The sequence below is a fragment of the Zhongshania sp. genome (genome assembly GCF_047636175.1).
Classification (GTDB): Bacteria; Pseudomonadota; Gammaproteobacteria; order Pseudomonadales; family Spongiibacteraceae; genus Spongiibacter.
This window is the reverse complement of the sequence record NZ_JBLIKC010000004.1, coordinates 97,019-111,116: the sequence shown is the minus strand read 5'-3', so window position 1 is coordinate 111,116 and position 14,098 is coordinate 97,019. Positions and strand designations below refer to the sequence as shown.

Below are 14,098 nucleotides of genomic sequence, written 5' to 3'. Positions count from 1 at the left end.
ATCGTTGCTAGAGCTGTTTGTGGAGTAAGAAAAGCGTTTATGGTGGATAAACACTGCCTACGAATAGTGGGTCAGTTTTGGATGCAAATCAACTTCCTTTTTGGCTGCGATCCATAGATATAATTCGGCCTTGGGCAGTGATTGCAATAGCAAAGTCCAATACAGTTACATAGCTTAGAAATTACCAGCACTGTGTGAGTTGTGGCTATACATCACATTTTTCTATAAGCCATAGGCGTCATGCCCATCCAGCCTTTAAATGCCCGAACAAAGGCGCTTGACTCCGAAAAGTCCAGTTGTGTTGAAATATCCTCGATGCGATATTGCGGCTTACTAAGCATATAAATAGCGACATCACGTCGCGCCTGTGTCCGTACCACGGTGAAATCGGTAGATTCATCACGCAGACGGCGGCGCAATGTTTGCGGGTGCATAGCTAATTTTGCAGCAACCTCTTCCATGCTCGGAATACCTTCCTTATTTTTAATGCTACGCAGAATTTCACCGCGAATTTGGCTGCTATAACTGAGATTTTTTTCGGGAACAAAAATATTGCGGGGTGCGCGTGCAAGATAGCTTTTAAGACTGCCGGCGTCTTGCCGGTTGGGGAGCGCCATATGATCTTGATCAAAGTTTAACTCTATATACTTTTGATTAAATTTCACCGGGAAACCGTAGAAAATATATCGATATTCTGAGGCCCACTCTGGAGGAGGGAAATCAAGGTGAACACTTGCTAAAGGCACGCGGGTAACGCTTGCCCAACATAAAAACCGATGGATCGTCATGACGATAGAGGTCGCAATATAATTGTTTTTTACCGCGCCGGGGTGGCGGCGCTGGAGTCGGTAAATAAGCTGGGTACCGTTTTCTTCCACGGTATGAATAAAGCCGACTTCAAATAAATTATTGTAGTGACACATGCGCCTAAGTATGTCGCCGACATTGGTACAGTGCATCATCGCATGAGCTATTAGGTCAAATGTGCCTAGGCGTACAGGCCTATCAAATAAGCCCAGACCCTCGTCGTTCATGATCTTCATGACACGTTGTTGCAGCAGTATAAAGTTATCTAGGGCGATACGAGCTTGGCTCTGCTCCAGCAGGGCAGGGGGAATACCACATTCCTTTAATATGCGTTTAGTGTCGTAGCCTGCAGCGGCGGCGCCTTCCAGCGACTGGCTCAAAAAGGGCGTGGCAATGGTGATGTCTGTCATGACAGGAGTTTAGCATTCTGGGGTCACCTAGTGTCTGTTTTTGTTGGCGGGCGTCATTGCCTAAATACCTCTCAGGTTAAACACTAGCGACCTTGAAAAAGTTTACCCATCACATGAGGTTAATATGAGTACACAAGCTGCCAATCCGGCATATATATTTGACGCCGTGCGTACACCGCGTTCTAAAGGTAAAGCTGACGGCACACTGCATGAAGTCAAAGCTATCGACTTAGGCGCCGGCTTGTTGAAAGGGCTTCAGCAGCGTCATGACCTTGATACCAGTTACGTAGATGATGTGATTTTAGGTTGTGTGGCGCCGGTTAATGAGCAGGGAGCCGATATCGCCAAGATGATTGTGCAAAATGCTGATTGGGATGAATCGGTTGCCGGTGTGCAGCTTAATCGCTTTTGTGCTTCTGGATTAGAAGCGGTAAACACTGCTGCGCAGAAAATCGCCTCGGGTTGGGAACATCTCATTGTCGCGGGTGGTGTTGAGAGTATGTCACGGGTACCAATGGGTGCCGACGGCGGAGCCATGGGGCAAGATCCCGGCTTTATGCTAAAGGTGGGCTTTGTGCCTCAGGGCATTGGCGCCGATACCATTGCCACCCTTGATGGCTATAGCCGTCAAGATGTTGATGCCTTTGCAGTAGAGTCTCAGCGCCGCGCTGCGCATGCGCGTGACAATGGCTACTTCGATAAGTCTGTGCTGCCAGTGCGGGACAAAAATGGCCTAATGATTCTTGAGCGCGATGACTTCATTAAGCCCGGTACCACTATTGAAACCCTAGGTAAGCTGCGGGCTTCATTCGAGGCCATGGGCAGTCTTGGCTTTAACGACACAATGCTCCAAAAATACAATCAATTAGACAAAATCAACCATGTTCATACCCCAGGTAACTCATCGGGGATTGTCGATGGTGCGTCTGCGGTATTGATTGGCTCTGAGAAGGCGGGTAAGGATTTGGGCTTAACGCCACGCGGGCGCATTGTCGCTACAGCGGTGCTATCTACCGATCCTATCATTATGCTAACTGGCCCCGGCCCAGCGGCAATGAAGTGCCTAAAAGTAGCGGGCCTAACCGTCGCCGATGTCGATCTTTGGGAGATCAATGAAGCCTTTGCCTCAGTGGCCATGCGCTATATGAAAGACCTAGGTATCGATCACGAAATTACCAATGTAAATGGCGGCGCGATTGCTATGGGGCACCCCCTGGGAGCGACGGGCGGTATGTTGGTATCGGTGATGCTTGACGAGCTGGAGCGCCGCAACTTGAAACGCGCAATGCTATCACTGTGTGTTGGCGGTGGCATGGGTATTAGCACCCTTATAGAAAGACTGTAGAGCGCCGCGAGCGACTTGCTATCCTGCGATTTATAGACAGCGTTCTAAATCGCATACAGAAGACAAATTTGAGAGAAGTGACATGAGCGTATTTAAGTACGAAAGAGATGCCGACGGTATTGTTACCGTGACGATGGACATGACTGGCCCCGTTAACTCAATGAACGAAGAGTATGACTTGGCGATGGGCGAGACCATTGAAAAACTAGAAGCAGAGCGGGGCCTGACGGGCGTGGTATTCGCTTCGGCCAAAAAGGTGTTTTTTGCTGGCGGTAATATTAAAGACCTATTGGCTATAGAAAAGGGCCAAGAAGGCGTGATGATGGATCGCTTAGACGTGGTTAAAGGTCAGCTGCGTCGCCTAGAGAAGTTACCCGTCCCCGTGGTTGCTGCAATCAATGGCGCTGCTCTGGGTGGCGGTTTTGAAATATGCCTAGCCTGTAATCACCGTATTGCCTACAACCATAAGTCGGTGCAAATAGGTTTGCCAGAAGTTAGCTTGGGCCTTTTGCCTGGCGGCGGTGGCATTGTCCGTATGGTAAGTTTGCTGGGGCTGCAGTCTGCCTTGCCACTGCTGGTAGAGGGCAAAAAGCTGGTTCCAGAAAAAGCGCTGGCGGCGGGTATGATTCACGAAGTGGTCGCCAGCGTAGAAGAGTTGGTCCCGCGTGCCAAGGCTTATATCCTGTCTGTGAAGGGCGACGAAAGTGCCGCTGTTCAGCCATGGGATGTTAAGGGTTTTAAAATTCCCGGCGGCAAGGCGAGTGATCCTGCCAACTCACAGATTCTGCCTGTTGCAACTACCATGCTGTTTAAGCAAACCCGTGGTTTGATGCCTGCGCCAGCTGAAATACTGGATTGCGCGGTACAGGCCGCCACTGTTGGTTTCGATGCTGCGATGAAGATAGAAAGTCGCGGACTTGCGCACCTGGTCACTACGCCAGAGGCGAAGAACCTAATTACCACCTTCTTTTTTGGCTTGAATAAAATCAATGCTGGATCTAGCCGCCCTGAAGGTCAGGAAAAAAATCTGACGAAGAAAGTCGGTATTCTTGGCGCCGGTATGATGGGGCAGGGCATCGCCTATGTTTCAGCCATGGCCGGTATCGCTGTTGTCCTCAAAGATATCTCGCAGGAAAGCGCCGATAAGGGTAAGGCCTACTCGCAAAAACTTTTGGATAAAAGTGTTGCCAAGGGCCGCATGACGCAGGAAAAACGTGATCAAGTATTGGCACTGATTAAGCCCACTGCTGAAAATGAAGACCTGCGTGGCTGTGACCTGATCATTGAGGCTGTGTTTGAAAATGTTGAGCTTAAGCACAAAATTACTCAAGAGTTAGAGCCCTTCTTGGCAGAGAACGGCGTATGGGGTTCCAATACCTCAACCTTGCCCATCACCATATTGGCTGAAGGCAGTAGAAAACCTGATAATTTTATCGGTGTTCACTTCTTCTCGCCGGTCGACAAAATGCCCTTGGTAGAAATAATTTGCGGCGAAAAAACCAGTGATGAAGCGCTTGCTAAAGCCTTCGATTTCACTCAGCAAATTCGCAAAATTCCGATTGTTGTTAACGACTCGGTTGGCTTCTTCACCTCCCGTACATTTGGTACTTACCTAGATGAGGGCGCCAGACTTATTCACGAAGGCCTGCACCCGATTAAAATCGATAACTTAGGGAAGGCCATTGGCATGCCCGTAGGGCCGTTGACGATTACTGATGAAACCAGTCAGCAATTGCAGTACAAGGCGAATGCCACGTGGGAAGAGATGGGCCTAGATATGGGTGATCGCAGCCTGACTATGGAAATCATCAATTTAATGGTGGAAGAGCACGATCGTGGTGGTCGTCATCACGGCGGTGGTTACTATGACTGGAGTGAGTCTGGCAAAACCGTATGGCCGGTTATTTTAGAGAAATACTATAAGTCAGAGGTTGTTCTCCCAGACCAAGATGTCAAAGATCGCCTATTGTTCCGTCAAGTCATTGAGTCGTTGAAGTGCCTTGAAGAAGGCGTTTTGCGCACAGTGGTCGACGGTAATATCGGCTCGGTCATGGGTATCGGAGCGCCAATGTGGACTGGTGGCTTTATTCAGTTTGTTAACACATACGGCATACAGCGCTTTAGTGATCGCTGCGCGGAACTTGAAGCTAGCTATGGCGAACGCTTTAAAGCGCCAGCAATAGTGGCTGCGAAATTAGCCGCGGGCGAAACCTTCGCCTCATAATAAGATCGAGATAGTCAGTTAACGTTGCAAAAATTACGGTGGTCTGTGCAAATGAGCCACCGTTTTTTATGTCAATAATAAATAAATTGGCAGGGTAATGAGTGATGCGCAATTTTACGGAAGAAAAATTATTTTCGCGATGGACTAAGCAATTTTTTTAATTTGTGTTCGTATAATAGTGATCAACTTTTAGGTGTTTCATCGCCGTTGATTTTTTACTAATTAGTGATTTTAGGAGTGTGTGAAATGGGTCCCTTAGCTGGCGTTAAAATAATAGAAATGAAGGGCATCGGCCCCGGGCCCTACGCGGGGATGCTGCTGGCAGATATGGGCGCAGAGATCACCGTCGTTGAACGCTCATCACGGGCCAACGGCATTGGTCTACCCTCTGACCTTGACTGCCATTCCCGTGGTAAGAAATCTATTGCTCTTAATTTGAAGACTGAGCAGGGTGTTGAAGCGCTACTTAAGCTCGTTGAGCAATCCGATGCTATTTTTGAGGGCTTTCGTCCCGGTGTTGCTGAACGTTTAGGTTTTGGTCCGGATGTCTGTTTGCAGCGCAATCCGAAAATAGTCTATGGCCGCATAACGGGCTGGGGGCAAACCGGTCCTTTGGCGCAGGCGGCAGGTCACGATATTAACTATATCTCACTCACTGGTTCCCTCGCCGCCATTGGTAGACAAGATTCCCCAGTGCCACCCCTTAATTTAGTGGGTGACTATGCGGGCGGTAGTCATTTTCTAGTAATGGGAATACTCGCGGCGCTACTGGAGGCAAAAAACTCTGGACTGGGTCAGGTTATCGACACTGCGATAACTGATGGCTCTGCCAGCTTGATGTCTATGTTCTACAGTATGGACAAGCTTGGTATTTGGGGGCCAAAGCGTGCTAGCAATATGCTTGACGGCGCAGCCCATTTTTACGATGTGTATGAAACTATCGATGGTGAATTTGTTTCTATCGGATCGATCGAGCCGCAATTTTATGCACTACTCATAGAGAAGCTGGAGCTTGATCCTGCGGCTTTTGCGAATCAGGTCAATGCCGGTGAGTGGCCGCTTTTGAAGGCGAAAATAGCGGCCGCGCTCAAGACTAAAACCCAGGCGCAGTGGTGTGAAATTATGGAGGGTAGTGACGTGTGTTTCGCCCCGGTACTAGACTACCGAGAAGCCCCAAAGCATCCCCATAATATTGCACGTAATACCTATATAGAAATTGCTGATCAAGTTCAGCCAGCGCCGGCGCCACGCTTTAGTCGCACCGTGTCTGAAGTGCAGTTCTCGCCACGTAAAGCTGGTGCGGACACGAAGACCGTATTAACGGAGCTAGGCTATGGCGAAGCTGAACTCGCCGAGCTTAATAGTCGGGGCGTCTTGAGCTAACTGTAATGGCCATGCCCTTAGGCACAGTTTCAGTCGTGGTGTTTGTAGTAACAAGTGCAATGACAGTTGAAGCGAGGAGCTTGCTAAAGAGTTTTGTAAAATTTTACTGAGCGATTAGCGATAAGATCGATGGTAAGCGCGGCGCACTAGAATTTTTTCTAGCGCGCCGCGCTAGCAGTTTTAGCTCCAGCCCACCAGCTCCTTGGTTTCGCCTTCAATAATATGGCGATACTTTGCCTCGAGTATATCGCGCTTTAGTTTCATTGTCGGAGTCAGCATATTATTTTCAATAGTCCACGCTTCATCGCATATATGTATGTGATCAATACGGCAATGTGACTCTAAGCCCGCGTTCAGTTCAGCAACCGCGCTGGAAATGATGTTGCGAACGTCATCCTTGTTGATATTTCCTAAGTCGGCGAGCACAGCTAGCGCCATTGGCTGCCCGCGACCAGACCCCACCACACAAACTTGTTCGATAAGAGGGACAGCGCCAATTAGGCATTCAATAGGAACGGGCGCCACATATTTACCCTTGCCAGTTTTGAATTGTTCTTTCACGCGGCCAATAATACTAAAGGAGCCGTCGTCATTCTGGATGCCCTTGTCGCCGGTGTGCATCCAGTCATCAATAAAGGTTTCGGCGGTGGCTTCAGGATTCTTGTAATACTCTTTAAATATTGCGGTGCCACGAATAAGGATTTCGCCCTCGTCGGAAATCTTCATATCTGTGCAGGGTAGCGGCACGCCAATGCTTCCTATTCGTTCGGCGTGGTAGGGCAGGTTGGAGCATGCTGGGCCAGATGTCTCTGTCATGCCCCAGCCTTCCCCGATATCAATGCCGATGCCCCGAAACCACTTGAGTAGGCCCGGGGGAATGGGCGCAGTGCCGGAGCCGAAGGCCGAACATTCGCTAAGACCTAACTTTGCGCGGATGCCGGCGGCTACCGCTTCTCCGCCTTCGCCCTTAAGCATCTCTTGGAGTTGCTCGTCGGGGATGACTGACAGCACCTGAGATTGGAACTTTGCCCATAGGCGCGGCACGGTCATAAAAAAGCTTGGCTTAGCTATATTTAGATCTTCAACGAAGCTAGCGAGATCTTCGTTAAAGTAAATGGTGAGACGCTTGTACAAGGAGTGCATGGTCACTATTGAGCGTTCGGTGATGTGTGCCATTGGTAGGTAAGAAAGTACGCGTCGTTCACTATCGCCCTCTCCTAGTAGGTCTGCGGTGTCATGGCCGGCGGCGGCAAGATTTATGTGAGATAGAACTACCCCCTTGGGCTTGCCGGTGCTGCCTGAGGTGTAAGCGATAGTAAGCGTATCATCCGCCGCCGCCTGATGAATATCTGTTAGTGGCTCACAGCGGAGCAGCCAATCATGCCAGTGATGATCTGGAACGCGACTTTCTAAATTATAGTCAGGAAGAGCAATGACGTTAGTAGCGTTTAATACGGCATCCGCTGCCGTGCCATCATCTAATTTACCGACGAAAATCGCTTTGCTATCACTGTGCTCCATCACGTAGCTAATGGTGTCCTCACCTGCAGTGGCGTAAATCGGCACACTAATAAAGCCCCCCAGCATGCAGGCAAAATCCGCGATCATCCAGTAGGCGCTATTTTTGGCAAGAATTGCGACGCGATCGCCACTGTTGATGCCTTGCGCTTTAAGTCCACTGGCAATACGCAGCGCTGAATCATAGACCTCGTTAAAAGTGTACTGGGCCCAGACTCGACTTGTCGGCTGGTGTAGCCAGACTTCATCGCCGTGCTCGCGCACGAGTATTTTCAAGCGTTCAAGTGGGAGTTGGTAATGCTTTTTTTTAGTCATCATTGTGCCTTTTTATTGTTGTGTATTTAATGCTCAAAACTGCTTGTTGTTGCGTTTGTTATTCCTGATATTCTTACTAAAAATTAGTTTGATCGCTCTGAGGTCGATGCTTTGCTGGGTAAAGCGTATTGATACGTGATCGATACTAGCAAAATTTGTTTACTAATAATGTAATGCGGGCAATAAAATGTATGAATACATGTCGCGACGTGTTGATGGCACAGCACCGGAACCGTATTTACTGCACAGTATCTTCATGATGGCTCAAATATAACTATGGAATAACTCAATACCAGTAATATAGCGCTGGATAGTCACAGCGAGTCAAGTCGCTTCGACTTACGGGGTGTTGTGGCGTCCAATACGTAAAATCTAGCTATTTTGTCATTTTGTTAGGGTTATAGCTGTATTAATAGAGCGATATATAAGGCGCCACTTAATTGCACCAGCAAAGTGCGCGGGGCCTTATGGGGAGCTAGATAGGCAGATGGATTTTCTACGTAACGTCGAAATTTAGCTGTATTTTAAGGCGCACGATAGTGGGCTGAGTCTGGTCTGTACAATTCTCTATTCATTGCGAGCAGAAAAGTATTCATTTCATTGAACTGGGTATGCATAGTCAGTCGGTTTAAATATGTTCACCTTATACTTATAAGGGGTAACTAATGAGTAGTACCAAAATAAAAATAGTTGTGGATATAAGGTATTCGGGATAAAAGCAAAATTTCTAGCTTGCTGCAGCGCCTAAGATCGGGCTAGTCAAACACACTGCTGCCTCTGTGATTAGCCAATCAAGCAATTTGCTGTTTACAAATCACGCGCTATTAATAAGTAGTTGGATTCTGCTGTGGCGGTGCCTGCCCTAGTTGCCGCTTCCCGGATCTAAAAAACAATCACAAGCTCAGTCTAATATTTATATCTCGGCGAGTTTGTGTGCGTATTTCATTACCCGATGCTCTGCCCGACATCAGAGCGCCGACACAAGTTAAATCGTATGACTGATCCCAAGATAGTTTATAGCCTCACCAATGGAGTCTCAGTAGCTCAGCTGGATAAAGTAGTCGCGTTCTAAGCGGCAATTCTTATATATAGTTAAATCAAATCCTCTTTGGGACGCCATTCTCAAGGAAAATGTACATAAACGTTGCGGCCTTAGACGCATATTTTTTCATTATTGAAATGCCGCTTTCTTAATGCTAGATGGATGTTTTTAATCAGCTTATCCACGTGGTCTAATTTCGCTTGTTTGCAGATGCACGCATCGGCTATTTAGAACGGATTCAATACTTACACAGAGTTGAAAGGACTGACGTTGGTGCCATTCTAGTGGATAGCGATCGCAAAATTTAAAATACCGGTGGTCTTTGTCGACACGGTAGTCATTGGCGCTAGAGTTAGTGAACGGCGCGACGACGACTGAAGCATGCAATATTTGGTGTAGAGCAAAAATTCGGAGCAGCTAGCGTTAGGAGGTACCGGCAGAGCTGTGAATTATGACTAGTGCAACAATTGTCTTGCCAAGATTCCTGATACGGTACGCTAAAGTAGTATCAAGCTCGAGTGCCGCTCTTACGGAAATTTGGGGTATTTAAATAGTGGCTTCCATAAGAGGCTTGGCGCGCGATAATGAGCTTTACCTTACAGATTGAAAATTTCCGGCAAAAAGCGCCGTATCTTGGAGTTCCGCCAAAAGCTGCGCAAATAATTTTTTCTGTTTCATGAGAATGCAATATCTTTGCTACATTATCACTAGATAACTTTTACACCGTTCACTATTTGTATTGGGTATTTTTGATGAGTAAGCTTCCAATTTCGTTCGCGCTACTACTTTCCCTCGCTGCTTGCGGAGGCGGGAAAGACGGCTTGGTGCCGTCAACCGGCCCTAGTTCTTTAACTAAAGATAATATTGGAGAGACCGTACAGTTTCTTCTGATTGGTGATCAAGGGACTCAGCAACAAGATCAGCTTGACGCAGCTCAAGCCATGCTCAAAACCTGCAACGAGTTGAGTTGCGACTTCGTCGTGGCGTTGGGTGACAACATCTACAACGTTGGTCCGCTTATTGGCACAGATGACCCGCAGTTTGAGCTTGCATTTGAAGGACCGTACGCGGACTTCGATATTCCGTTTTACATGACGCTTGGAAACCATGATAACGGGGCAAGTGGACATATCGTAGTCAATGGCGATCACGAAGTAGAATACACCTACAAAAAAGGGACCAGCGGTAAATGGAATATTCCAAGCCGCTATTACAACGTAAAGTTCGGTGATGGACTGGTCGAGATGTGGAGTTTGGATACCGACACCCTGACAGCTGGTGACAGCGTGAGTGGACTTCGGCTGGGACCTGATTTGATGTATTCGCGTGACGAACAGGTAGCGTGGATGAAGGATTCTATCGAATCAAGCAGTGCTAATTGGAAAATTGCATTTGGTCACTACCAATATGCAAGCGAGGGCTACAAGGGGGATGGCAACAAGTTTCAGAAGGAAGCGCAACAGGAATTCATGTGCGACAAAGTGCAGTTTTACTTCTATGGGCATCAGCATCAATTGCGCTGGGAGGCACCTCAAGAATCTTGTGGTCGTACAGCGTTCATTAATAGCGGGGCAGGAGCGCGAGGTGTGCATGAACCTGGGTTTCCTGAAGATCTAGGCATCGTCGAAGAATTTACTTACGAAGACGAGACGGCCGCGTATTGGTGGATGGAATTTACAGCGACGGAAATGACCGCCATCGCTTACGCCACGAGCGCAGATGATCCGTCTATTGCGACCGAGATATGGCGAACCACCAGGACTCTAAACGAGCTAGGTTGGGATTCTGCCGAACAAGCTGACTAAATGCCAAGTGGTATTCAGTTCCACGAAAAACAGCCGGCACTTTGCCGGCTGTTTTTTTGGTTTCAACGGTAAAGCCTAGGTTTTGAGCTCTGTCATAGGTTCTCTATGGTCGCGATAAGTACTTTTTTAGTATTGACTTTGCCCCCTCATTTTTTAGATTGGCGGTCGTGCTAGATCTGCGATGGTAGATTAAGTTTTGGCTAAGGGTGGTTTCTAGGCCATGAAACAACATACTGCCTGAGGTTTCATATTCAGCCGCTTGCTGATGAAGCGTCAAGTCAATCTTGGGCCTGCCCTAAATCCAATCTTGGCAATTTTGAAAAAACGCCAAGCCCTGCCTCAAGCTACAACGCAACGGTAGTGCTGAATGGACACTGGCGGCTCCACATACGGTTACCGGCAGATACTCATGGGCAAGGGGGAAGAGCGAGTGGTCAAGACAAAGCATTAGTTTAGCGTGGTAAAGCCATGACCGGGGTGCAGTGGTTGAAATGAGTATTAGGCACTGATGTAAACACCTGTGCTGATCGCGGCGACACCAGTGAAGGTTTTCGCCTGTATCGAGGATTAGTAAGGTATAGACAAGATTCTGTCTCACCTTAAGAAAAAGGACAGCCTTCTACCATCCCTCAATACACTAACCGAGCGCCGCCTAAAATTAGTTTTTTGGGCTGAGGCAGGGACAGGTTGATAATGTTATTAGCGGATATCAATAGGCGGCAGGGCATCGCTTCTATTTTATGACGACTCCTCCTTGAGGAGAACTATAAATGCTTGAGAAATAATTAGAATTGCTTGGAATCTGACTAACAAGAACAGGGTTTATTGAATATTGGCGATGATTTTGAACGTCGACAATCAGTGGCTAGATCTTATATTCTTCCTGTCTTTTTGAGGTTGTATGGTTAACCAGAGTGAGCCAGAATACTGAGGTAGATTTTTGTCTTCCTCAGCGTGGCTTATCGCCGAAAAATAGTCATACACCGCCCCCAGCATTTCATGCTGTGGCCAAAGTTGCGCTACTCCTTGTTAATATTCCGACTTTTTTTGGGCCTCTGGCGCACTTAAATGAAACATGTCTGCGCCCGCATGGCCGTCAATAATACAACACGGCTTGTCTTTTCAGATGAGCTGCAACCGCACTAGCGGCCAAGCCCAATGTTGAACGACATCGGCATAGACGGCGTGTGGATAGCTAAGCATGACGGCATTCTACCCTGCACAGCAACGAATAAGCTGCTTGCTGTAATATCAAAATTCATCGTTATAAATCCATGTTGCTAAATTACCTTGCGTTAATTGGCATATATGTTGCGTTCTCCTTATTGCCACTTTTACTTGCGAAGAACAGCAATATGAAAACTTTATACCTACTTACCGGCATTAGCTTGGCTACTATGAGCTTGAACGGTTTTGCTCACAACGGGGACCAACACCAACCAACACCTCGCGATCTAATCACTTTTGAGCTCAGCGGTAACAGCTATGCAAGCAGCGAGCGCACAGACTTAGAAACGAATATTTCGGATGATAATATTTTAGCGGCCGACGAAGCCGTATTCTGGCAGGGCACAGAAACTTTAGACGGCACGGTGGCAGATGCCGCTTGTACCGAAAGCACATGTCCAGAATACTTAATTGAGTTGACCGAAACAGGTGCGCGATTGCGCGTTGGTATCTCAACCCCGGTTCGCACAAACTCACTTACGGTTGAGATATTTAATCCCGCGGGAAACTTGGTAGCCAGTGATGAAACCACTAACCAATTCAACTCGGAAGCTTTAGTAGACGACCCTGAACCGGGGCTTTGGAGTATACGCGTGCGACCCAGTGGTGCGGAAAAAGCCTCCTACCGTTTACGTGCAAAATTAGAATCGGTAACCCCCGAGCAGTTGCGATCCGAAGGCGAAGTGCGTGCACTTTATCCCAATCTTAGAACCGTGCCACCTTACGAACTGACCTTTACTGCACCAATCAATCCGCTTAATGGTGTTTACCCACCAGACAGCGTCAATCCGCCTGCCTCAGTTTTGGGGGAGTCATTAATTAGTTGTTCTGCGGATGAAGCCGCACCCAAAGCATTGGGCGGCGCTGACGCTGAGGTATGTTTGCGTTTAACCTCGGGGCCCATAAATATCGGTGAAGGTATTTATGACATGCGCTTTCGATTAACCGAAGACCTGCAAGACGGCGATGCCGAACTAAACCCAGAAGAAGCGATGTCGCGTATTGTGGTCGGCCCTATGGAACAGGCATTACATTACTCTGATGGCAGCATTGAGTTTTTAGATGCCGGCACCTATTCCTATCATCCGACCCACGCTCATTTTCATGATGACTTTATTCTGAGCTATTACCTATACAAGGTCATGGACAGTGATACGGGTTCAATGGAAAAAGCCGGTGCGGGCAGTAAATCGGGATTTTGTCCAGCAGACCAACTTTGGGGTAATTGGTACAAATTTGAGCAAGGAAGTGAAATCCCAGGTGGCGACAGCCCCGGCGGTGGTTGCTTTTCGTTTAATAACGGGGTCGTTGGATTGTCTGTTGGCTGGGGCGATGTTTATCGCTGGCAGCGACCTGGTCAGTACGTTGAGTTTTCTGGTCAAGGCAATGGCAAATACATCGTGCATGCCATGGTTGACGAATATAACAACGTCGTTGAAAGCGATGAAACCGATAATGTTTCTTATGCCTACATTGATATTCAAGGCGAAGAAATTAGTATTTTGGAGCGTGGCTGGGGTATCTCACCATGGGACACAAATAAAGTAGTATTTAGTGGTCCTCATCCCAGTCAACGTAACATTAATGCCTTAAATGAAAGTGTTCCGTCAGCACCACCTGAACAAATTAGTAGTAATGGCGGTGGCGGCGCGATGCTGCAAATGCTGTGGCTGTTATTAGGCTTTACTGTGCTGGGCCAATATTTACGTCGCCGGGTTTAGGCCCGACTAGCGCTAAAGCAATATAAGCGCAGTACCATGCTGCTTTAACTACGCCTCTGCTTGGAGATATTCTGGGCAGAGGCGTTTTACTATCTGCCAAAAGGCTTTGCTGTGATTCATCTACTGCAAATGTGAGAACTTATGCGCCATGACATAATAGCCGACCGAAACAGGCATTAACGCTAGTCGTCAATTTAACGGGATATTGCCTTTGCAGGAACAGCTTCCCCAGCGGCTGCGTTGATCACGAATACTGACTTTTTTCGGTTCAAGCTATAAACGAGCCGGTTCCGATTGCACA

General features: G+C 47.8%; 7 protein-coding genes, 1 tRNA gene and 1 pseudogene. 6 read left to right on the top strand and 3 right to left on the bottom strand.

What is annotated here, in order from left to right:
* Positions 1-212: 212 nt before the first annotated feature.
* The gene (locus ACI955_RS03375) at positions 213-1,217 is read right to left on the bottom strand and encodes an AraC family transcriptional regulator (protein ID WP_415242323.1); all 1,005 of its coding nucleotides are present in this window, start codon (positions 1,215-1,217) and stop codon (positions 213-215) included.
* A 124-nt stretch (positions 1,218-1,341) separates the two neighbouring features.
* Here ACI955_RS03375 and ACI955_RS03370 point away from each other — a divergent pair, with 124 nt between their 5' ends.
* The 3 genes from ACI955_RS03370 (at position 1,342) to ACI955_RS03360 (ending at position 6,169) form a co-directional block, all read left to right on the top strand.
* Entirely contained in the window at positions 1,342-2,562 is a 1,221-nt protein-coding gene (locus ACI955_RS03370; protein WP_415242322.1) for an acetyl-CoA C-acetyltransferase, read from the top strand.
* A gap of 82 nt (positions 2,563-2,644) precedes the next feature.
* Positions 2,645-4,786, top strand: a complete 2,142-nt coding sequence (locus ACI955_RS03365; protein ID WP_415242321.1) for a 3-hydroxyacyl-CoA dehydrogenase NAD-binding domain-containing protein — start codon at positions 2,645-2,647, stop codon at positions 4,784-4,786.
* A gap of 246 nt (positions 4,787-5,032) precedes the next feature.
* Positions 5,033-6,169 (top strand): CaiB/BaiF CoA transferase family protein, encoded by a 1,137-nt coding sequence (locus ACI955_RS03360; protein ID WP_415242320.1) that lies wholly within the window; start codon positions 5,033-5,035, stop codon positions 6,167-6,169.
* A gap of 180 nt (positions 6,170-6,349) precedes the next feature.
* On the opposite strand, the gene ACI955_RS03355 is transcribed toward ACI955_RS03360, so the two are convergent.
* On the bottom strand, positions 6,350-8,002 hold the full coding sequence (locus tag ACI955_RS03355; RefSeq protein WP_415242319.1) for an AMP-binding protein: 1,653 nt from the start codon (positions 8,000-8,002) through the stop codon (positions 6,350-6,352).
* A gap of 1,033 nt (positions 8,003-9,035) precedes the next feature.
* On the opposite strand from ACI955_RS03355, the gene ACI955_RS03350 reads away from it, so the two are divergent.
* The 3 genes from ACI955_RS03350 (at position 9,036) to ACI955_RS03340 (ending at position 13,797) form a co-directional block, all read left to right on the top strand.
* A tRNA-Arg gene (locus ACI955_RS03350) sits at positions 9,036-9,121 on the top strand.
* Between the two features lie 675 nt (positions 9,122-9,796).
* Entirely contained in the window at positions 9,797-10,849 is a 1,053-nt protein-coding gene (locus ACI955_RS03345; protein ID WP_415242318.1) for a metallophosphoesterase, read from the top strand.
* Between the two features lie 1,355 nt (positions 10,850-12,204).
* Positions 12,205-13,797 carry a lysyl oxidase family protein gene (locus tag ACI955_RS03340; protein WP_415242317.1) on the top strand — a complete coding sequence of 531 codons (1,593 nt, stop codon included), beginning with the start codon at positions 12,205-12,207 and terminating at the stop codon, positions 13,795-13,797.
* Positions 13,798-13,986: 189 nt separating this feature from the next.
* Here the strand turns inward: ACI955_RS03340 and ACI955_RS03335 are convergent.
* Positions 13,987-14,055: pseudogene (locus ACI955_RS03335) on the bottom strand (hypothetical protein); the annotation flags it as partial.
* Between the last annotated feature and the right edge of the window lie 43 nt (positions 14,056-14,098).

Coding starts and splice junctions, on each gene's coding strand:
- ACI955_RS03370 (WP_415242322.1), top strand. CDS start 1,342: ATGAGTACACAAGCTGCCAATCCGGCATATATATTTGACGCCGTGCGT.
- ACI955_RS03360 (WP_415242320.1), top strand. CDS start 5,033: ATGGGTCCCTTAGCTGGCGTTAAAATAATAGAAATGAAGGGCATCGGC.
- ACI955_RS03355 (WP_415242319.1), bottom strand. CDS start 8,002: ATGACTAAAAAAAAGCATTACCAACTCCCACTTGAACGCTTGAAAATA.
- ACI955_RS03345 (WP_415242318.1), top strand. CDS start 9,797: ATGAGTAAGCTTCCAATTTCGTTCGCGCTACTACTTTCCCTCGCTGCT.
- ACI955_RS03365 (WP_415242321.1), top strand. CDS start 2,645: ATGAGCGTATTTAAGTACGAAAGAGATGCCGACGGTATTGTTACCGTG.
- ACI955_RS03375 (WP_415242323.1), bottom strand. CDS start 1,217: ATGACAGACATCACCATTGCCACGCCCTTTTTGAGCCAGTCGCTGGAA.
- ACI955_RS03340 (WP_415242317.1), top strand. CDS start 12,205: ATGAAAACTTTATACCTACTTACCGGCATTAGCTTGGCTACTATGAGC.